The sequence below is a fragment of the Vibrio iocasae genome (assembly GCF_042245395.1).
Classification (GTDB): domain Bacteria; phylum Pseudomonadota; class Gammaproteobacteria; order Enterobacterales; family Vibrionaceae; genus Vibrio; species Vibrio iocasae.
Map to the genome: position 1 here is coordinate 359,375 of NZ_CP145311.1, position 21,963 is coordinate 381,337.

General features: G+C 43.3%; 15 protein-coding genes and 1 tRNA gene. 5 read left to right on the plus strand and 11 right to left on the minus strand.

The genetic code is table 11. The annotated features are described in order from the left end of the window. Positions 1–147: 147 nt before the first annotated feature. Entirely contained in the window at positions 148–2,010 is a 1,863-nt protein-coding gene (locus SNR28_RS11225) for a GGDEF domain-containing protein (protein WP_375752471.1), read from the plus strand. Between the two features lie 496 nt (positions 2,011–2,506). Here SNR28_RS11225 and pykF read toward each other — a convergent pair whose 3' ends face one another. Continuing rightward, positions 2,507–3,919 carry a pyruvate kinase PykF gene (pykF, locus tag SNR28_RS11230; RefSeq protein ID WP_375752472.1) on the minus strand — a complete coding sequence of 471 codons (1,413 nt, stop codon included), beginning with the start codon at positions 3,917–3,919 and terminating at the stop codon, positions 2,507–2,509. 437 nt (positions 3,920–4,356) lie between these two features. Here pykF and SNR28_RS11235 point away from each other — a divergent pair, with 437 nt between their 5' ends. Beyond that, positions 4,357–5,124 carry a DeoR/GlpR family DNA-binding transcription regulator gene (locus SNR28_RS11235; protein WP_375752473.1) on the plus strand — a complete coding sequence of 256 codons (768 nt, stop codon included), beginning with the start codon at positions 4,357–4,359 and terminating at the stop codon, positions 5,122–5,124. A gap of 82 nt (positions 5,125–5,206) precedes the next feature. Beyond that, positions 5,207–7,039 carry a glutamine--fructose-6-phosphate transaminase (isomerizing) gene (gene glmS, locus SNR28_RS11240; protein WP_375752474.1) on the plus strand — a complete coding sequence of 611 codons (1,833 nt, stop codon included), beginning with the start codon at positions 5,207–5,209 and terminating at the stop codon, positions 7,037–7,039. A 154-nt stretch (positions 7,040–7,193) separates the two neighbouring features. On the opposite strand, the gene SNR28_RS11245 is transcribed toward glmS, so the two are convergent. The 6 genes from SNR28_RS11245 to SNR28_RS11270 form a co-directional block, all read right to left on the minus strand. Continuing rightward, positions 7,194–8,504, minus strand: a complete 1,311-nt coding sequence (locus SNR28_RS11245) for a C45 family autoproteolytic acyltransferase/hydolase (protein ID WP_375752475.1) — start codon at positions 8,502–8,504, stop codon at positions 7,194–7,196. 314 nt (positions 8,505–8,818) lie between these two features. Next, on the minus strand, positions 8,819–9,664 hold the full coding sequence (locus SNR28_RS11250) for a (2Fe-2S)-binding protein (protein ID WP_375752477.1): 846 nt from the start codon (positions 9,662–9,664) through the stop codon (positions 8,819–8,821). After that, on the minus strand, positions 9,664–10,479 hold the full coding sequence (locus SNR28_RS11255; protein ID WP_375752478.1) for an ABC transporter ATP-binding protein: 816 nt from the start codon (positions 10,477–10,479) through the stop codon (positions 9,664–9,666). The genes SNR28_RS11250 and SNR28_RS11255 overlap by 1 nt, the downstream gene beginning before the upstream one ends. Continuing rightward, complete coding sequence (locus tag SNR28_RS11260) at positions 10,479–11,438, minus strand: FecCD family ABC transporter permease (RefSeq protein WP_375752480.1); 960 nt, start codon at positions 11,436–11,438, stop codon at positions 10,479–10,481. The genes SNR28_RS11255 and SNR28_RS11260 overlap by 1 nt, the downstream gene beginning before the upstream one ends. Before the next feature lie 14 nt (positions 11,439–11,452). Next, entirely contained in the window at positions 11,453–12,436 is a 984-nt protein-coding gene (locus tag SNR28_RS11265) for a FecCD family ABC transporter permease (protein WP_375752482.1), read from the minus strand. Continuing rightward, positions 12,430–13,383, minus strand: coding sequence for an ABC transporter substrate-binding protein (locus SNR28_RS11270; protein ID WP_375752483.1), 954 nt, complete (start codon positions 13,381–13,383; stop codon positions 12,430–12,432). The genes SNR28_RS11265 and SNR28_RS11270 overlap by 7 nt, the downstream gene beginning before the upstream one ends. A 160-nt stretch (positions 13,384–13,543) precedes the next feature. Between SNR28_RS11270 and SNR28_RS11275 the strand changes: the two genes are divergently transcribed. Next, positions 13,544–15,688 carry a TonB-dependent receptor gene (locus SNR28_RS11275; protein WP_375752485.1) on the plus strand — a complete coding sequence of 715 codons (2,145 nt, stop codon included), beginning with the start codon at positions 13,544–13,546 and terminating at the stop codon, positions 15,686–15,688. Between the two features lie 121 nt (positions 15,689–15,809). Then, positions 15,810–15,896 (plus strand) — tRNA-Leu (locus SNR28_RS11280). A 64-nt stretch (positions 15,897–15,960) separates the two neighbouring features. Here the strand turns inward: SNR28_RS11280 and SNR28_RS11285 are convergent. The 4 genes from SNR28_RS11285 to SNR28_RS11300 all read right to left on the minus strand — a co-directional run bounded on the left by SNR28_RS11285 (position 15,961) and on the right by SNR28_RS11300 (position 21,897). After that, entirely contained in the window at positions 15,961–17,736 is a 1,776-nt protein-coding gene (locus SNR28_RS11285) for a lysophospholipid acyltransferase family protein (RefSeq protein WP_375752486.1), read from the minus strand. Positions 17,737–17,873: 137 nt separating this feature from the next. Further along, complete coding sequence (locus SNR28_RS11290; RefSeq protein WP_375752488.1) at positions 17,874–18,239, minus strand: PilZ domain-containing protein; 366 nt, start codon at positions 18,237–18,239, stop codon at positions 17,874–17,876. Between the two features lie 238 nt (positions 18,240–18,477). Beyond that, the gene (locus SNR28_RS11295; RefSeq protein ID WP_375752490.1) at positions 18,478–21,333 is read right to left on the minus strand and encodes a valine--tRNA ligase; all 2,856 of its coding nucleotides are present in this window, start codon (positions 21,331–21,333) and stop codon (positions 18,478–18,480) included. A 111-nt stretch (positions 21,334–21,444) separates the two neighbouring features. Beyond that, positions 21,445–21,897, minus strand: a complete 453-nt coding sequence (locus SNR28_RS11300; RefSeq protein ID WP_375754071.1) for a DNA polymerase III subunit chi — start codon at positions 21,895–21,897, stop codon at positions 21,445–21,447. Positions 21,898–21,963 lie beyond the last annotated feature (66 nt).

Here is a 21,963-nt window from a genome sequence, read left to right on the forward strand (position 1 = left end):
TAAATTCTGCCTTTCTTTGGATTCGTGTTATTAGAACAAGTAGAAGATCTCCTAAATGAGATGTCTATTATTTATGCTTTTACATTTTTTTTGGTAGAATGTCTCACTTTTGCGGCAGTGTTCATTTAATTCTTTGGAGAGACAGAGTTGAAAAAGCGTTGGATAAGCTATGTGGTAGCGACCTGGCTTGCTCTGTCTGCCGGGGTCTTATTCTTATCTCATCAAAAGTACCAATCGGTATATCAAAGCCAGATAGCTAGCCTTACGGAAAAAAGTGAGCTTCAGCTCGAGTTTTTGGAGCGTGAACTTTTCTCATTTGAGCAGCAAATCTTATCAACACTCAGGTTGTTGTCAAAAAGTTACGCATTGAACAGCTATGCCGAAAATCCAAATGAGATTGATCGAAGACAGATTCAACAGATGTGGCGATCTGTTCTAGGTTACCATCGTGCTTTCAGGCAAATCAGGTTTGTAGACATCTCAGGCGATGAGCTGATTAAAGTACACCTATCTTCCGGAAAGGGTATTGCAGCGAAGAAAGAGTATAAAAACATCGGTAAAACCGATTACTTTCATTATGCAAAGACGCTTAAGTACAGAACTATTGGTAGCGCAGAAATAGAGCTTGAGCAATATTCGGATAATCCAATTCAAAGGGTGATCTATCCTTTTGACATTATGGGAAAGCGCTCAGGCTATATCATCATAGATTTAAGCTTTTGGCATTCAGGACAGTTGTTTGAATTAGGGACGTCATCGACTTTCCCTTCCCAGATAATTACCGACAATGGTGATTATGTTGTACATCCAAATCCAGAAGTCCTGTTCGGCTTTCAACTCCAATCCCGAGAGAAGTTTAACTTCCAAAATACTAACCCAGATTTGTGGAAGGTGATGAATGCCAAAAGAGAAGGAAGTGAAGTTGATGGTGAGAACCTCTTTATCTTCAAAGAACTTTCTTTGAGCAAGCTTGGTCATATGTATTCGCTTATCGAGATTTCTGAGCAGCAAATTGATGAGTTGTTAGTAGAAGACTTCAAAGTGATATACGGGCAAGCAATTGTATTTATTTTTATGCTTATTGCTGTGTTGATGCCTACTTCTTCTCTGCTATACACAATGAGAAAAAGAAACTTTGATAGTAAATTGGCTCTGGCTGCACTCAATGGTATGTCGGCAGTACTTATTTGCGATAAGAAGTTTCTTATCCAGAAGGTAAACCACGAGTTCGAAAACATTACGGGTTACACCGAAAGACAGATTAAATACGGTAGTGTGAAAAAGTTGTTCTTTGACAGAAAGGAATCAACTAAGTGGTTTAGTATTTGGGAGAGCGTTTCTAGTGAGCAGTTCTGGGAAGGAGAGCTGAATATTCAGGGCTGTTCAGGTACAGAACTGACGACAATTACCCGTATTCAGGCCGTATATGACAGCAACTCCAAGGTGGAGAACTATATTATCTCTGTTGTAGATATCACGGAAAGAAAGGTACTTGAAGAGCAGTTAAGATACTTAAGTGAGCGCGATAGCCTTACTCAGCTCTGGAATCGCAGAAAGTTTGAGGTTGAACTTCGAAGTCAAACGGAGCTTTGTGCAAGATACCCTCAAAATCATATAGGTTGCCTTGCGTTAGTCGATATTGACCATTTTAAACGTATTAATGATCAAAAAGGTCATGATGAAGGTGACCGTGTTATCAATAGAGTTGGTGCAATTCTTACTAGCTCAACCAGAAGAACAGACTTTGTTGCCAGAATTGGTGGCGAAGAGTTTGCTATCTTAATGCCTCATACCAACCTCGAAGAAGCTGAAACCGTGCTAGAAAGGATGCGTGTCGCTGTTGAGCGAGACGAATCTGCTGAAGTAACGATAAGTATCGGCTATACAAAACTGAACTCTGACAGTACGGATTCGTATAAATGTGCGGACATTGCGCTTTATGAGTCTAAGTCATTGGGAAGAAATAGAACCTCGCTCTGTCACAGCATAAATGACTCAGTATCGGCTTAAAAAAACAGCATTAGACTAAAGTATAACCTTATTTTGTGCTTGAGCTATAATTGCAAATGAGTAAACTGAGTGTTTTGTAAACAACTCCCAGTTAGCTTATCTAGGAAGAATCGCGGAATCCCGTGTTTTATTAAGGAAATCATACAGTCTGGGTACATGAGGCAATCGTATGTTAACGCAATCACTAGTGAGGCTTACCGTCGGAAGTCTAGTAATACTTGGTATCAAACTTTCTGCAATTTACTTTTTGCCAATGGTATTACTGCTAAACACACACCATAAAGAATTCTTTGGATGGTAAGGAAAAATCGGAGCAAATGCTCCGATTTTTTTATATCTGAATTCAGTGTGTTGAGCTACACACGAATTAGACCTTAGTCTAACGAGCGTACCTCTTATGCGGCTAATGGAAGCAAGCATTCCCAGTAAGTCTTTATATTTGGCAATAAAAAAGGAGAACCGAAGTTCTCCTTTTTAGTATCTAAAATACGACGTCTTATAGTACGTGTACAGATGCAGTGTTAGTTGTACCAGAAGCAACTAGAGCACCAGATACCATCACTACGATATCGCCTTTCTTACCAAGACCAGTTTCAAGAGCAAGTGCTTTACCGCTTGTGTAGAAGCCGTCAGTGTTTTCGAACTCTTCAACAACGATAGGACGAACGCCTTTAGTTAGAGCTAGCTGAGCAGCAGTCTTTTGGTTAGAAGTTAGTGCAAGGATGTTTGCAGTTGGGAAGTACTTACGGATAGAACGCGCAGACTTACCACCTTCAGTTGCAACAACGATTAGTGGAGCAGCTAGTTTCTCAGAAGTATCTACAGCACCTTTACATACTGCTTCAGTGATACGCAGACGTGGGCTATCCAGACGGTCGCCTAGCTCAGCTTTAAGAGCAGCGTCAGTACGGTTAGCGATCTGAGCCATGATAGTTACTGCTTCTACTGGGTACTTACCTTTAGCAGTTTCACCAGAAAGCATTACTGCGTCAGTACCATCCATGATTGCGTTCGCAACGTCACCCGCTTCAGCACGAGTTGGACGTGGGTTCTTGATCATAGAGTCAAGCATCTGAGTTGCAGTGATAACCATTTTACGTGCACGGTTACACTTCTCGATCATCATCTTCTGAGCGAAGATTACTTCTTCAGCTGGGATTTCAACACCTAGGTCACCACGAGCAACCATGATACCGTCAGAAAGTTCTAGGATTTCGTCAAAGTTATCAACGCCTTCCTGGTTTTCGATCTTAGAGATGATGTGGATGTCAGAACCACCGTTCGCATCTAGAAGCTCACGGATTTCTTTAACGTCAGCCGCTTTACGGATGAAAGATGCAGCAACGAAGTCAACGCCTTGCTCACAACCGAACTTAAGGTCAGCTTTGTCTTTCTCAGAAAGCGCTGGAAGCTGAACAGATACGCCAGGAAGGTTAACACCTTTGTTTTCGCCTAGTGCACCGTTGTTAAGAACTTTACACTTAACTTCAGTTTCAGTAGTAGAGATAACTTCCATTTCGATTAGGCCGTCATCTACAAGGATAGTGTTGCCAGCTGTAAGGTCAGCAGCAAAACCAGCGTAAGTTACAGCAACAACGTCTTTGTTACCTACAACAGAAGCGTCTGTTGTGAAAGTGAATTCTTGACCAGCTACTAGATCAACGTCATCACCGTTTTCTAGTTTGATAGTACGGATTTCAGGGCCCTTAGTATCCAGAAGAATAGCTAGCTCTTTCTGCTGCTCGCTCATTACTTCACGGAAGTTAGCGATACGAGTACCGTGCTCGTCGAAATCGCCGTGTGAGAAGTTCAGGCGCATTACATTCATGCCTGCGTTTACTAGTTCACGTAGCTTCTCAACAGATTCAGTTTTAGGGCCAATCGTACATACGATTTTGGTCTTTTTCATGGAAAATACTCTCCGGTAAGTATAGTTACAGTTTTAAATTCAGTTAATTCAGGAGTAAGTACATAAGAAAGAAAATGACAACATTTTTTTAGTTCATTTTCTGTTCATTACCCGAGGAGGCAACTTCCTGAATTTATATCAATTAATATGGCAAACCCAGTTTCACATTGGTTGGGTGTGCAGTTTACATCTCAAATGCAAATACAACACTTTCAATATTATCAGTGAAAGATTGCAAAAAAATAACGACTAATTCTGTAATTTTTTTTCTTTTCGGCGCGAATTCTATCACTGAATCTGACCAAGATCACTTCTCAGAATTGTTTTAGGACAAGGTTTTTGCTCAAAATATTTAATTTTTGCTTCAAAAAAAATAGACATGCAGGTTACGAACTGAATATAATCCCTTTCGTTTCGTAATTTATAAGTTTCGATTAATGACCAAAAGAAATACACAGCTACGTCGTCATATGATTTCAAAGCTCGTTGATGAGGTAGGGGAGGTAAGCGTTGAAGAGCTTGCTCAGCGATTTGAAACCTCCGAAGTAACCATTCGCAAAGATCTTGCCTCTCTCGAGACTAATGGCCTATTGTTAAGAAGGTATGGTGGCGCTATATCTGTGCCAAAAGAAGTGATGACGGAAGGTTTATCTGAACAAGTTTCGGAACGAAAGTTAAACATTGCGAAGTGTGCGGCGGAACTGATAAAAGACCATAATCGCATTATTATCGATAGCGGTAGTACTACAGGAGCTCTGATTCCTCGTATGAATGATAAGCATGGTCTGGTTGTCATGACAAACTCTCTTTATGTCGCTAATACCTTGAAAGAATTGGAAAATGAGCCGACTCTTCTGATGACTGGCGGAACATGGGATAACCGTTCGGAGTCATTTCAAGGGCAGGTTGCAGAGTCAGTACTTAGATCTTACGACTTTGATCAGCTGTTTGTTGGTGCTGATGGTGTCGACATTACCCGAGGTACAACAACATTTAATGAGATGACTGGATTAAGTAACGTGATGGCCGAAGTGTCTCGTGAAGTCATTGTCATGATTGAATCCGACAAAGTCGGAAGAAAAATACCAAATTTAGAGTTGTCCTGGGAAAAAGTAGACATTCTGGTGACAGACGCAATGTTGTCTGATGAGCAGACAAAGCAAATCGAATCTCACGATGTTCGTGTTTTACGGGCATCTGCATAATTAAACGTACAGCTGCTTTCCTTAATTAACGTGTTGCTTGTGACGTCGGAAAGAAGCAGAAAATAAAAATGGAGAAACACATATGTGTGGAATCGTAGGTGCAGTAGCACAACGTGATGTGGCTGAAATCTTAGTTGAAGGTCTTCGTCGCCTTGAGTATCGCGGATATGACTCAGCTGGTGTTGCAGTTGTAGATGCTGAAAACAACCTTACCCGTGTTCGCCGCCTGGGCAAAGTTCAGGAACTGGCAGATGCTGTAGAAGCTGAAAAGGTAACGGGTGGTACAGGTATCGCACATACTCGCTGGGCGACACACGGTGAACCGTCAGAAGCAAATGCTCACCCACATATGTCTGGTGATATTGCAGTTGTACACAATGGTATTATTGAAAACTACGAAGAACTGCGTGAAGTACTGAAAGAGCGCGGTTATGTATTCGAATCAGAAACAGACACAGAAGTAATTGCTCACCTAGTAGAGTGGGAGTACCGCACTTCAGATACTCTTATCGAAGCTCTGCATAAAACAGCCGCTCAACTTGAAGGTGCATACGGTACAGTAATTGTTGATCGTAAAGACCCTGAGCGTCTGGTTGTTGCTCGTTCTGGTAGCCCAATCGTTGTTGGTTATGGTGTTGGCGAAAACTTCCTGGCTTCTGATCAACTGGCTCTGCTTAGCGTGACTCGCCGTTTCAGCTACTTGGAAGAAGGTGACGTGGCTGAAATTACACGTCGTGAAGTTAACATTCTTGATGTTAACGGAAACCCTGTTGAGCGTGAAATTATTGAATCAACGGTTGAACTCGATGCTGGTACAAAAGCTGGTTACCGTCACTTTATGCAAAAAGAGATCTTTGAGCAGCCGACTTCTATGAAGAACGTTATGGAAGGTCGCGTAACCAATGACAGTGTTATTACCGAAAGCATTGGTGTAAATGCTGTAGAAATTCTTTCTAAAGTAGAGCATGTTCAGATTATTGCGTGTGGTACTTCTTATAACTCTGGTATGGCTGCTCGCTACTGGTTTGAAGATATTGCTGGCGTAAGTTGTGATGTAGAGATTGCTTCTGAGTTCCGTTACCGTAACTTTGTAACTCGTCCAAACAGCCTTCTTATTACACTATCTCAGTCTGGTGAAACAGCAGATACTCTAGCAGCACTGCGTATTGCTAAAGAGAAAGGTTACATGTCAGCAATGACAATCTGTAACGTATCGGGCTCTTCTATGGTACGTGAGTCTGATATTGCGTTCATGACTCGCGCTGGTACAGAGATTGGTGTTGCATCGACTAAGGCATTCACAACCCAGCTAACAGCAATGCTGATGCTAGTTACAGCGATCGGTAAACACCAAGGCCGTGTAGATGCAGCTAAAGAAGCTGAAATCGTGAAAGAGATTCACGCTCTACCTGTTTACATGGAAAGTGCGTTGGCATACGACAAAGAGATCGAAACATTGGCGGAAGACTTTGCAGATAAGCAGCACGCAATGTTCCTTGGTCGTGGTGAGTACTATCCAATTGCAATGGAAGCTGCACTTAAGATGAAAGAGATCTCTTACATCCACGCAGAAGCATACGCAGCAGGTGAACTTAAGCACGGACCTTTGGCTCTGATTGATGCCGATATGCCAGTTGTTGTGATTGCACCAACTAACGATCTGCTTGAGAAGCTTAAGTCGAACGTTGAAGAAGTTCGTGCACGTGGCGGCTTACTCTATGTATTCGCTGGTGAGAATGCAGGCTTTGAAAGCGATGAGAATATGAAAGTGATCAAGATGCCTCCAGTAAGTGAAATCATTGCTCCTATCTTCTATACAGTTCCAACACAGCTGCTTGCTTACCATGTGGCGCTTATTAAAGGTACTGACGTAGACCAGCCTCGTAACCTTGCAAAAGCGGTAACGGTGGAGTAATAAGTCTCTTTGGACTAAAAATATTTGTCGAAAGACATTAAAGATTGATAGTTCTTAACCTCCTGTTGAGTTTGACTTAGCAGGAGGTTTTTTATGTGCGCACAGTAGAACAAAAATAGAGCCGCTATTGCGACTCTATTTAGTGTTTCTCAGCTTAGTTGTACTTGATGCGGTAGCTTTCAAGCTTGATGTTGCCAGGGTTACTTGGTGCGACGTGGTAGTTAATATATTCCTGGTCAATCTCAACTACATGCCAGAAGTTAGATGTTTCCATTTTTTCGTCGACAGGCTTATTAACAGGCTTTTGGCTGAAAATCTCTGTCCACTTCTCAGGGTTCATATCAGCAGGAGTTTTACCTTTAATGCTGCTACTCAGCACCTTAAAGCGATTAACACTGTCTTTATTGTATTCCCAATAAGCTGCTGGCAAATCGGTCATATCCACTTTTTTCCCTGTCAGGCCTAAGTCAGCTTTGTAACTAGAGCTAAGATCGTTGTTTACGCGAGCAACGTTAGCAGAAACCATTTGATTTCCATCCATCTTAAACTCAACAACTTTGTTTGCTGACACTTCAAATGCGCGAGTACCGGTATAGTCGGTTAGTGTGTAAGTCAATCCCTCTGCAGGCTTAATGCTATTCAAGAACTTAATACCATTATCTACTGAACCAGACTCAAGCAGCTTGCGGTAAACAAATATCTGAGAAAGTCCGTCCATGCTATGCTCTAGCTGGAACTTAGAGTGTGGGCTGAAAGTATGTGCCGCTCCCTTTGTAGCATAAATACCGTGACCACCGACCATGCCAGCAAACGCGGTCATAAGGATGACTGAGCCGTCTTCATTGACATGCTTGATAAGACTCTGTGAGCCCTCCATAGCACGGATCCAATCTAGTGTGTAACCAACAGACGCCTTGTTGTCTCCCCACACTGAAGCGTGTGAACAATGGCCAGGGATAGCTCTGCTATGTAGTTCCTTTTCCATAGCAAGCATTGGGTCAACACCTGTCATATCTTCAATTACCCAAAACATTGCATCGTATGATGTTGCGTTCCAGGCAAATATGTCTTCAAACGAAAGGCCTGAACCATCAGCAATTCCTTTCATTTCTTCTACCAGATCTGGCACTTCTCTCTCTGCGGTTTTTAGTAAGCCAGTGTTGTTGAAAATGTGTTTGTGAAAATCTGCATATGTTAATTCAGTACCTAGCTTACTAAGAAGGTTGCTAACCATGTCATACTTAAAACGGTTTACAGCATGACGAATTACCTTGCGAAGCTCTCTGCCATGCTGATAGCCGCGTTCGTAACTTGTGCCTGATACTTCAACGGTGAAAAACTCAGATGTGTCGTTTGAAATGCTTATCTGTTGCTCTATTGATGAAGTATTAGCGGAAGCAGCGTTAGAAACAAGAGCACCAGAGGCACTGAGAGCTACAAGCGATGCAAGGATGGTTTTCTTCATAGTATTTCCCTTTGATTGACCGAACTAAAAAATTAGCTTTTATGAAATCGTGACTATAAACATTAGACCTAGACTATAAAGCTGGCAACGATTTGCATAAGCTGCGTTGCTGATACATGCAAAACAATCAGCCATTGTGAACTGAGCCGAAAAAATTGGTTCTTTCCAGTTTTCAGACCCAGATTGGGGAGCGGTAAAGTATCTTCGTTTGTAAGGCTCAATATTATGTTCAAATTCGGAATAGTATAATTTAACTACTAATCGATTTTTGAATGGTTGACGGCTCAGTGATCGGATGGCAGACCTGATAAAGTCTAGCCGTTTTTAATTTTGAACAGCTCTTCTTGTTCTTCTGGAGTATATAAGTTACAGGTTTTACACATTGCTTTACCTGCTATCTTATATTTCAGACAGCAGGTTTCTCTACGAATAAATAACTTCTGGAAGTTTTCGTTATGAACCTTTTTAATCTGGTTCAGCTTATGACCGTTACGGATAATCTTGTCTGACAGTTGCGCTTGCCACTCTTGCATCGCTCCTACGTCAAACTCACTTTCTACATATGTAGGAGCAAGTTTGGTGAAAGCTAAACTGCATGCATATAAGGTGTTTCCCCAGAAAACACGGTTGCCAACTTTTTGCTCCTTAAAGTGGGGGAGAAGTGGCTCTGCGATTGCTTTAATCACTTCTACTAACCTTGAGTCCAGCTCATCTTGGTTGCGAACAGTAATGGCTTTAGGATTATCTGGATTGGTATCAAGAGTGTAGAATTCGGGGTTCTCACTAGCGTAGGCAGTTTTAACTCTATGGGCATCATCAATGGATAGAGATAGGTCAGCAAGGGAGAGCTTTGGTACCTTGTTGAACACTACCCTGTGAGCGGTCAGAGAAGTAAACACGCTGGCGTTAAATGTTTTCTGCCACACGGATGAGGCTACTGGTGTTTTAGTTTTCTGAAGCTTTGCAAAACTATTGATAGTTTTTGAGAAATGATTTTCGAACCACAGCAGTGCATTGGCACCTTCAACTGTGTTGGAATAATTAAGCCGGAAAAATGCATTGTGGGTATTCAGCCATTGTTGCTGCTCTTTTATACTCATTGCATTGGTGTTCTCAGGCAGAGTCAGCAAGCTTTTAAACTGTTGTTGAATATTGTCCATTAGCTTAACGCCTCATGGGTATTCTCATGAACGTAGGAGTGTGGCAGGCAGTAGGTTTTTTTGTTTATGGTTTCCATAACACCGTTAACTTTAAAGACAGAGCGCAATGTGCCTTTGGTTAGTACTTCTGATGGTGCTCCTTGTTTTACGATACGGCCTTGCTGCATCAGAACAAGCTCGTCACAAAATTGAACAGCCTGACTAAGCTCATGTAATACATACACAATGGTTAGCCCCTTGTTAAGGTTTAAATCTCGTAATACTTCCAGTAGTTCTAACTGGTGGCCTAGATCGAGGTAACTTGTCGGTTCATCGAGTAACAGCCACTTTGCTTCTTGCGCTAAGCACATAGCTAGCCAAACTCGCTGTCTTTCTCCTCCGGAAAGTGAGTTGACGATTCGCTTCTCATAGCCTTGAAGTCCGACAGAGTACAGAGACTCTCTAATAATTCTTACATCATCTAAGCTGTTTTTTTTATGCCAGCTTTTGTGTGCTACGCGTCCTAATGAAACTAATTGCTCAACCAATACACCTTCCGGGGCTTTTGGGTGTTGGGGAAGAATGGCCATCTGTCTTGCTTGTTCTTTTAGTTTCCATTTACTAAGTGGTTTCCCTTTGAATATCACCTCACCGGATTTAGCTTTTACTGAGCCAGTAAGTGTTTTCATCAATGTACTCTTCCCGCATCCGTTCGGACCTATAAAGGCGCTGACTTTCCCTTCTTTCAATGAAATATCAATACCGTTTAATATCACCTTGTTCTGGTATCCGGAGACAAGGTTGTGACCATGAAGTCCAGCTGAATCAGTTAACACTATGTGTGTCTCCTTAATAGCATGAGGAAGAAAGGTACACCTATCAGAGCTGTAACTACCCCTGCCGGGACTTCTGTTGGATAAAGAAGAGAGCGAGACAGATGATCGGAGAATGTAAGAAATAGTCCACCCAAGAGAATGGTCAGACTTAATGAGCTACCGGTTTGGTGGTTACAAAGCAGCCTTGCTGCGTGCGGAATGATTAAGCCAATAAAGCCAATGGGCCCAACCATCGAGACAGCGGATGCAGTGATTAGCGTACTGCCCGTCAGTAGCAGTAACCGTAGGGAAGTGCCTTTTAGTCCAACGCCTCTGAGTATCGAGTCTTCATAACTTACCCATTTAAGAGGAAGGTAAGCAAAAGCAATAAAAACGAATGAAAAGACAAAGCACGGAAAAATATAACTAACGTGCTCCCACCCTCTGCCGTAGAGTCCTCCTGCCATCCACTGTAATGCCAAATCAATTCTACCTTGACCGATAGTAAAAATAAGAGCTGAAGAGAGAGCACTAAGAATTGCAGTGACTGCAACACCAGTGAGAAGCGTGAGAGATAAGTTTCCTTTTAGGCTTGAAAGTAGCACTGGTACCGTACTGATCAAACCTCCGCACATAGAGAAAAGTATAAGTGACTTGTTGGTATCGATTTGCCAACCAAACCAATTGGGCAGCAATAACGCACATACGGCTCCGAGAGAGGCTCCCGCATTGATCCCGAGTACGCCACTATCAGCTAATGGGTTTTTTAATGCAGTTTGCAGTATATAACCGGAACAAGACAGCATAGCTCCTGCCATTAAGGCTAAAACAAGGCGCGGTGCTGTTAATGACCAGAAAGGGTGATAAGTACCATCGTTAAAGAAATGCTTCCCTGATTCGATGATTTCTGGTGTGACTGCTAATGCAACACCCGTTAAGAGGAGAAGTGCTACAGCTAAGATTGAAATATGAGTACGCATCACGTTTGAATCGCCTAAAGCCTTTTCAAGATTAAATAAAGAAACCAGGGAGCGCCGCAAAGTGCTGTCAGTACACCTATGGGTATCTCTAACGGCATGAGTAGTGTTCTTGCGAGCAAGTCTGACAACAAAAGCAAAGTTGCTCCAATAACTGCTGAGTCATAAATACCTAGCTTCAACATTCTTGCGATATGTGGTGATACAAGACCAATAAAACCCACAGGACCAAAAGCGCCAACTGCCGCTGCGGTTAGCATTACAGAAGTAAGACCGAACACGACCCTGTGTTTATTGAGGTGAATCCCCAAACCATGGGCGACAGTATCATCTAACAACAAATAGGCTTGTTGTTGCCTTGTTATAATCAGAAAAGCTAGAAGAGGAATAGTAATTAGAACTAAAGGCCAGAATACGCTCCATTGAGCTCCTGCGTTACTCCCTGTCAGCCAGAAAAACAGGGATTCGCTGTCCATGCCATCTGAAAGAAGAATAAAGGTCACCATTGCCTGACAAAAAGCACTAACTGAAATACCTGCAAGTATCAGTCGAACTGGAGTAATTCCATGATTCCAGCTAATACTCAAAGTGATGATTCCTCCCGCTAATCCTCCTAAAACACCCCAGAATAACGAAGGTAAAGGAAGCCCTACCACAAAAGAGGTTAGTACACTTAAAGATGCACCTGACATTACTCCGGTGAGGTTTGGAGAGGCGAGGGGGTTGCGAACAATATTCTGGGTAAGGTATCCGGCAATAGAAAGAGCTGCGCCACCAACCGCTGCAATCAATGTTCTGGGTAAGCGAAGCTCCCAGAACACTATATACTTGCTGGCGTCAGATTCAGTAAACGCAACTTGTACGAGATCAGATAAATCGTATTGATATACCCCTGACATCAATGATGTGAGTAGTGAAAGTAGCAAGACGACGAGGCATAAAAGCCGTAGAACTTTGCGGTTGAAAACTGCACTATCGGTCAGAGTTCTTGCTTCTAACATAATAATGCTCGGTTTAGTTTGTGAAGAGTCGGTGCACTGAATAAATCAGGATAAGCTTTGTGTGCTATATCCATGGAAACCCAGATTCTGGAGTATGGTCCTTCCGGCTCGCGCCAGTGTCCCCCTACTTTGTATACTCTGTTGTTCTTAACAGCAGAAAGGCTATCCCATACGTTTGTCTTGGTGTATTGAGCTTCTGAACCCTCATACATGAAAATAATATCCGGGTTCAACTTCACCAGCCACTCAAGTCCAACCTGTCCGGAAAAGGGCATTTTTGAAGAGTAAGGGGATGCTCCTGCAACATTTTTTATGTTTAGCTCATTCATTAGACCTACGGTCATATAGTGTGAGTAGTAGGCTCTCGGTGTGATTCCTGCACTGGTAAGAAATACCCCACTCAGACTTTTATTACCGATTTTTTCTTTCATGGTTTGAAGTGAATTTACAAAGCATTTGTTTATTTGCTTGCCTTGTTCATGTTGACCAATTAGATCCGAAGATTTCTGCACAGCTTCAAAGCTATCTCCGAGAGTTATTAGGTCGAATCCGACAGTAGGGGAGATTTCTTCATATCGCTTAGAGTGTGGTTCAACCATACGACGCAAGCCTATTACGATATCTGGCTTAGAGCGATATAACGCTTCGAAGTTTGTCTGAGAGCGTGGTCCTAATTGGTCGGTGTATTTTAGCTCTGGCAAATAGTCAGGAATACCACCTGGATAGGTGGACATGGCGACAGGGTGGAACCCAAGCGCTAAGGTTAACTCAGCCCCAAAAATAGATACGCTGGCAATACGTGGTGCCTTTTTCTGAATTGTAAAATGTGTATTGCCAAGGTCATCTATAACCGTATTTTGTACGGTCTTCGGTCGCGCATAAGCCAATGAGAAAGTTGTTAATAAAGTTAGTGCAAATGCAATGTAACGATAATTTCTATAAATCATTGCTGACCGAGTAATGCGAATTATTGGCATTATCATTAATTTGTGGTGTGCTAGACTACCACGCCGTTAAATCATCGCCAATATAACTGTATTTATTGCTCTGGTGATTCGCACAACATGCTTATTTTTCTCCCACTTTTTAACGCTTAAGGTTAGTGTTTTGAATATTTCTAAATTGAATATCGCCATTTTAAGTGCGGTATCTTTTTTTCCATCTCTTGCAGTGGCTCAAGACTCGAAAACAGAAAACGACATGGAGACAGTTGTCGTTACAGCTAGTCGTTCTCAACAGAAACTGAATGATGTACCTCGTTCGGTAACTGTTATTGATCAGAACCAGATCAACACTCTGATGAATGAGAGCCGTAACATCAATGATGTCCTTTCAATGCTAGTTCCAGGGATGGGGACGTCAATTCACGGTAATCTGAGTAGCAAAGGTCAGAATCAGATTCGTGGCCGTCGCGTACTGTTAATGATTGATGGTGTCGCTCAGAACAACAGTTTTCTGGATTTTGGTCAGGAGATGTCTTCAATCGACCCTCAGAATATCGAACGTATTGAAGTTATACGTGGCGGTTCAGCTGTCTACGGGCTCGGCGCTCAAGGGGGCATTATCAATGTCATTACCAAAACACCAATGGCGGGTGAAACTCAGTACAGAACCAAGGTAGGGATGAATGGTCAGGAGTTTGGTAGCGATTCGCTAAGCTGGAATGTGTATCAGGAAATGCAGGGTGGTGATGAAACCAACCAGTGGCGATTAGGACTTGGCTACGATCAGCGTGGTGGCAGCTTTGATGCAAATGGAGACAGGCTACCTTCGGTAAACAATGCTGATGATATGGACAATCTGAACGTTAATGGTGTCTGGAACCACAATTTCGATGCGGATCGCTCATTGACATTCACTTTTGGCGTTAGAAATATTAGTGATAACGATGGCTGGTGTGCGACTGGTGGTGATCCTGAGAATGGCACCTTAGCTCAGGCTGAACATTGTGGTTCGGGTTACAACAATGGGGTTGCCGGAAAGGTAGATGCAGATGGTGATCTGGCAGAGCCAAATGATGTTTCCCGTACCTTTGCGAATTACTCACTTCGTTATCAGGATCTTGATTTTAGTCTGGGTATGCTGGATGTGACTGGTTACTGGATGATGCAAGATACAGAGACATTCACTCTTAAGATGATTGACAAGACACATCCGGACAAACCAACTTATTATGGTCATAACGAAACTGATTTTGATCGCTATGGTGTGAAGATTAATATCGCAAGCAGCCTGAGTTGGGCGGATGTAACCTGGGGTTTGGATGTTGAACAGCAAACCTTTAAGCAACCAAACAATATTGGTTATGTGAATAACACGCCTGATGTGGACCAGTTCGCTATTGCACCGTTTGGTCAATTTGTTAGTTATCTGACAGACGATACTTCGCTCTCTTACGGTGCTAGATATGAGTATGTTCAGCTAAGTGTCGATGACTTCACTGTAGGCAATACACATAATAACGCTGGCAATCAGGTTCAGGGTGGTGAGCCATCGTTTGATGAGATGTTGTTTAACATTGGTGTGACTCATTATCTGACTTATGATCATCAGTTATTTGCTTCCTTTGCTCAAGGAATGTCAACCAACGAAGCTTTGCGTGATATTCGTGATGGCGACAGCTCTACCGTCGATGGTGCTATTCAGCCCATTAAAACAGATAACTATGAAGTAGGTGTTCGTGGATTGGTAGGTGCTTCTGACTACTCTGTCGCTATGTTTTATAGTGAGTCAGATTTAGGCTCAACGCTCAACCTGAATGAGGATGGTTCCGCTCTGGAAAGTACGCGAGCGCCAGAAAGGGTTTGGGGAGCAGAAGCGACATTAGGCTTTAGCCTTTCGGATAATCTGCGAAACGACAATACAGTGTCCTGGCAGGAAGGTGAGCGCAAGTTGGATGGTTCTTCCGGCTGGGAGCCGCTTGATGGAACCCGAATTGCACCTCTGAAGGTGACTTCTGCCTGGACTTATAACACTCAAGGTTTTGGGCGCTATAGCTTGAATATGCTCTATTCTGGTGAGCGTGACAAATCGGATGAAATCACAAAAGGAGCTGATGGAGCAGTAGATAGCTTCTTTACTGCCAATGTAGGTGCCAACTACGATCTTTCTGTTGGTACATTGAATGTTTCTATCGAGAACTTGTTCAATGAGGAATATATGACGCCATATGCACAAGCGGATGCAAATGCATCAAGATATTATAATGCTCCGGGCCGTCGCTTTTATGTGAGTTATGAGGTCAAGTACTGAGCTAAGTAGTTATGTATGAGATACTTTTTACGGTGGAGTAAACAGATATCTAACTAAGTTCACATATCGGGCTAAATCTGCTTTAAATATCTAACAACTAAGCGGATTATCGAATGTACAGGCAGATGTGGTGGAATTGGTAGACACGCTAGCTTCAGGTGCTAGTGGCCTCACGGCCGTGGGAGTTCAAGTCTCCCCATCTGCACCAGTTTGACTCGGTAGAGTACGGAAAGCCCGCTTAGTTATCTAAGCGGGCTTTCTTGTGTATGCTGTTAGGACTCGCTTTCAATAACGGAATGATAAGAGAGATATTTCTGGCTCTCTTCTGATCCCATATAACGCCCTAGCGTTTTTTGAGGTACCTTCTTCAGGTTCACCACTATCAGCCCGTCTAACGCATCATTAAACGCAGGGTCTACGTTAAAGCAAACCAGTTTTCCGTTTAAACCAAGGTACTGACGCAGAAGAACCGGAACACCTTTTCCTTTGTCTACACGTGCAATGACACGAGATAACAATTGAAGGTCACCTAGAGCCGTCAATAAGCTCGTATTCCATGAAGACTGCTTAGCTTTAAGAGGGTTGGATGCAGTTACGCATTTTGCACTTTCCACATCATAGTGGTGTAGCGTCATGGTTTCGGCCAGAAGTTGACGAGCCTCATGGCTGTAATCGTTACTGATACTAACCGGACCAAACAGGTGAGTATATTGTGGGTTCCTGTGAACAAAGGTGGCAATACCTTTCCAAAGCAATAGCAGTGCGCTCATGCTTCGCTGATATTTTTCACCAATGACAGAGCGTCCCATCTCGATCGCCTTGCCATTGTTCATTCTGTTTAAAAAGCGTTGGTCATAGTTAAATAAGGTTCTTGAGTAGAGCCCATCTAACTGTTGCTCCTGAAGAATGCTATCAACCAGCCCCAGGCGATATGCGCCTACCAGTTGTTGATTCTCTCTGTCCCAGACAAACAGGTGTCTGTAGTACTTGTCAAAGTCATCGATATCGAGAGCGAGACCAGTACCTTCTCCTACCTGACGGAAGTTCAGCTCGCGAAGTCGGCCTATCTCGTGCATCAGTGCTGGAATCTTTTCTGATGTCGTGCAGTAAACTTCAAAGTCTCCACTTGAAAGCAAATGGTCGTCTTCTGGTAATGAATCTATATCGGCTAACAAGGTATCGAGTGGAAGCGCCCCTGCTACTGGTTCCGAGTTATCGCCGCCATTTTCAGTTTGAACAACCTGACTCACATCGCGATTTAACAGGTAAGTGTTCAGACGAAGATAATTGACCAGCTTATTGTCATCAAGGTTGTTCACTTCCTTGTATTTGATTTGGTCACCAATAGCGATGGAGATAGTATCCTGCTTTTTGTTAAGCAGTTCTCGTCCCAACATCAGAGTACGAAGAAGGGGGTGAATTTTACCTGCCATGTAGAAATGCTTGGAGTTCATACCATTGATGAACATTGGCACAGTAACCGCTTTGTTCTTGCGAATAAGGGAACTAACCGAACGGCTCCACTCTTTGTCCTCAAGCTTTTTGGCCTTGCTATCGACCATTTGTGATACTTCTCCGGCTGGGAACATGAGAAGTAATCCACCGTTGGCAAGGTGCTTATTGCATGCACGTAGGGCTCGCATATTTGCCCTGGCAGCATCTTGGGTCTCAAATACATCAACGCCAATGAACAACTCATCTAGTTCGGGAACGGTTTTAAGGTATTGGTTAGCGAGGATCTGAATATCGCTACGTACCGAGAGTAGCATCTCCGCGAGAATGACACCTTCAACACACCCAAGCGGATGGTTTGCAACCACGACGGTTGCTCCTTTCTCCGGAATTGAGTCCATTGAGCCGTGCATAACCTGATAATCGATACCAAGAACTTCTAAGGTAAACCGGAGGAACTCTTGTGTGTTACACCCAGCAGGGCGCTGAGCATAAAACTTATCTAATGTACTAAGTCCGGTTGCCCATTCTGCGAATGATTCCCCGATACCAAATGGTGTTTTCCTTGGAAGGCGAAATGGACTGACAGTCTCCATAGCTTGCTACCTCAATATTCACTGTATTTCAGCGTATGCTATGAAGAATAGGTTGCAAACAAGCGTCAGTAAAATGAGAAAATGGTGACACCTTAGTTACATTCAGATGTCACTCAGAATACTTAGCTTATTCATTGCTAACTGTTCGCGACTCTTTTCTTTCTAGCATATACCTTGGGATATTTTTTGCGTAAGTAGAGCTGTTCAACGGTCATGCGTTTAAATGAAACGCCTTTGGTAAGTTTGATTATTACTTCTAAGTCATCTTGCCTCAGAATTTCACCTTCAATCGACAGAGTTTCACTATCGTGAAAGCTTATTTTTCCTGAAACAGTTAAGCCGATTGCTACAGGATTCTGGCTTAAGAAAACAATTCTCAGTCCCTGTTCTGAAATCTCACAAACATGATACTTCTTGTCCATCAGTGTGATTACGGGTCGGTCATTCCTTGGATAACGTAACCTGTAATACTGACGTCTTTGTTCGTGATTTTCCTGCTGCATATAACGTAATAGTCCTTGAAATATTTAGGATGAAAATACTATCACTGTTATCGGCATGCTTCTAATAATGATTAGAAAGAAATAATAAAGTTCTTACTTTTATCTACCTTTGTAACCTTGTGCTGCTGCTTACTTCTATCCAGACCCGAAGGTATAGGAAAAACTTTCACAACAGGGCTAAATAAAAAGAGGCCTGATTTTCATCAGACCTCTTGAGAGTATATTGAGCTGCTAAGAATTAAAGTGCAGCGATTGTTGCTTTTTGCTCTTCCAGCTTAGTCAGAGTCTCTTTGTAACCTTCAAGCTTTTCACGCTCTTTAGCGACAACAGCTTCTGGTGCTTTGGCTACAAAACCTTCGTTGCTTAGCTTGCCTTCGATTCGCTTGATTTCACCATGCGTCTTCTTCACTTCACCTTCAAGGCGAGCAAGTTCAGCGTCTTTATCGATAAGACCTGCCATTGGGATCATCAGTTCAGATTTACCAACCAGTGCTGTAGCACAAGCTGGTGTTTCTTCGTCAGCAGCAAGAACACGTACGCTCTCTAGCTTAGCCAGAGAAACAAGAACTTGTTTGTTCGCTTCAAGGCGAGCAGCATCAGCTTCGTCAGATGCTTTTAACATGACTTCCAGAGGTTTACCTGGATTGATGTCGTACTCTGCGCGCAGGTTACGGATACTTGAGATGAAGCCCTTCACCCACTCGATATCAGCTACAACTGCTTCGTCGTAAGATGCTTCATCAAACTGAGGCAGCGCCTGAGTCATGATGGTTTCACCTTCAACGCCTGCAAGACCTTTAACACTCTGCCAGATAGACTCAGTGATGTAAGGAATTACCGGATGCGCAAGACGAAGTGTTTTCTCAAGTACAGTAATCAGAGTATGACGAGTTGCACGCTGCTGTGCTTCGTTGCCTTTCCAAAGTACTGGTTTAGTTAGCTCAAGGTACCAGTCACAGAACTGGTTCCAGATAAACTCATAAATGGTGTTAGCGGCCATATCTAAACGGTAGTTGTCGATATGTGCGTTGAACTCTTTCGCTGCGATCTGGAATTGAGATTCAATCCACTTGTCTGCTAGTGAGAACTCCATCTCACCACCTTGAAGGCCACAATCCTGCTCTTCTGTATTCATCAGCACGTAACGGCTTGCGTTCCATAGCTTGTTACAGAAGTTACGGTAACCTTCCAGACGCTTCATATCCCAGTTGATGTCACGACCTGTAGATGCCATAGCCGCAAGAGTGAAACGAAGTGCGTCAGTACCGTATGCTTCGATACCGTTTTCGAATGTCTTACGAGTGTTCTTTTCGATCTTCTTCGCTAGTTGAGGCTGCATCATGTTACCAGTGCGCTTCTCAACCAGAGACTCAAGATCGATACCATCGATCATATCGATTGGGTCAAGTACGTTACCCTTCGACTTAGACATCTTGTCACCGTTCTCATCACGGATAAGACCAGTAACGTAAACCGTCTTGAACGGAACCTGAGGTTTGCCGTTTTCATCTTTGATGAAGTGCATGGTCATCATGATCATGCGAGCAACCCAGAAGAAGATGATGTCAAAACCAGTAACCAGAACATCAGATGGGTGGAACATCTTCATATCTTCTGTATCTGCTGGCCAGCCCTGAGTAGAGAAAGTCCAAAGCGCAGATGAGAACCATGTATCCAGTACGTCATCATCCTGACGAAGAACGACAACAGGAGCAAGGTTGTTCTTTTCACGAACTTCTTCTTCAGTGCGACCTACATAAACGTTGCCGTCGTTGTCGTACCATGCCGGGATGCGGTGACCCCACCAAAGCTGACGAGAGATACACCAGTCTTGAATGTCACGCATCCAGGAGAAGTACATGTTTTCGTACTGCTTAGGAACGAACTGGATTTCACCATCTTCAACCGCTTTCGTTGCTGTTTCAGCAAGCGGTGCAGCGCGTACATACCACTGGTCAGTTAGCATTGGTTCGATAACCACGCCACCACGGTCGCCGTAAGGAACTGTTAGGTCGTGATCTTTGATTTCATCCAGAAGACCAAGCTCTTCAAACTCAGCAACAACCAGTTTACGTGCAGCGAAACGCTCAACACCGTGGTATTTTGCAGGAAGCTCTGTACTGTAAACATCAGAAGCTTCACCGTTGGTGTTATAAACTTCTGCTGCGTCCAGGATTTCACCGTTGAACGTCAGGATGTTGATCATCGGTAGCTGGTGGCGCTTACCAACTTCGTAGTCGTTGAAGTCATGCGCGGGAGTGATCTTCACACAACCAGTACCTTTCTCCATATCCGCGTGTTCGTCACCCACGATAGGGATGCGACGGTCAACGATAGGAAGAATAATTTCTTTACCGATAAGATCTTTGTAACGTGGATCTTCTGGGTTTACCGCAACACCAGTATCGCCAAGCATAGTTTCAGGACGAGTGGTTGCTACGATAATGTAATCTTTACCTTCCGCAGTTTTCGCACCATCAGCAAGAGGGTAGCGGAAGTGCCACATGTGGCCTTTCTTATCTTTGTTTTCAACTTCAAGGTCAGAGATCGCAGTGTGAAGTTTTGGATCCCAGTTAACCAGACGCTTACCACGGTAGATAAGATCTTCTTCGAAAAGTCGAACGAAAACTTCTTTAACTGCGTCAGAAAGACCGTCATCCATAGTGAAGCGCTCACGCTCCCAGTCTACAGATGCGCCAAGACGACGAAGCTGTTGAGTGATTGTGCCGCCAGACTGACCTTTCCATTCCCAGATCTTGTCGATGAAAGCTTCACGACCGTAGTCGTGTTTAGTTTTGCCTTCTTCTGCAGCAATCTTACGCTCAACAACCATTTGAGTTGCGATACCTGCGTGGTCAGTACCAACCTGCCAAAGGGTGTTTTTACCCTTCATTCGCTCACAACGAATCAGCGTATCCATGATAGTGTCCTGGAATGCGTGACCCATGTGCAGGCTACCTGTGACGTTCGGTGGCGGGATCATGATGCTGTATGATTCTTTAGAGGTGTCACCGTGTGGCTTGAAGTAGCCTTTCTCTTCCCAGTTCTGGTATAGAGATTGCTCAATTGATTGTGGGTTATATGTCTTTTCCATGGCGTTCTTAATGGATACTTTTCGTTGATTTTTAAACTAGATAAACCGTATAGGTAAATTTCCTCTTCTTTCTCTTAACTGAGGAGAAGGACGTTACCTATACGGTTAGTATTAAATTTGGTGTTCAATATCGATGGTTTGCATCTGAAAACCAGCCTGACGGTATAGTTTATACCTTTCACGAGCCAGTTGCTTCGCTTTTTCATCGCAAGGCACGAAGTCTACCACTTGTGCAGAGGTTCGGGCAAAGATTGTCTCATCTTTAGACAAATTTATTATGATTTGTCGGTTCCAGCTTGGCTTAAGCTTGCTATAACCAATTTCAAGTTGAGTGCCGTTTTTTGGTCCTTCACCCACAAGATTATGGGGGAGGAACTGAGCACCTGAAAGCTGCCAGAGTTTATCATCCCACCTTTCTGCTTCTTGCTTATCACCTGCGTTTAGGTACAGCTTTGCTCCCTGAGAAACAAAGTGCTTTATCAGAAACAGAACGTAGTCCTCAAAGCCTTGTTCTTTGCTCTGGGGAGAGTCGGGTTTGATGATATAGAAAGTGGCGGTAGGCATGGTGTGATACTTAACTCGTTCCCACGCTCCTGCGTGGTAACGCATACCGTAGTCGAACTAGCGCGT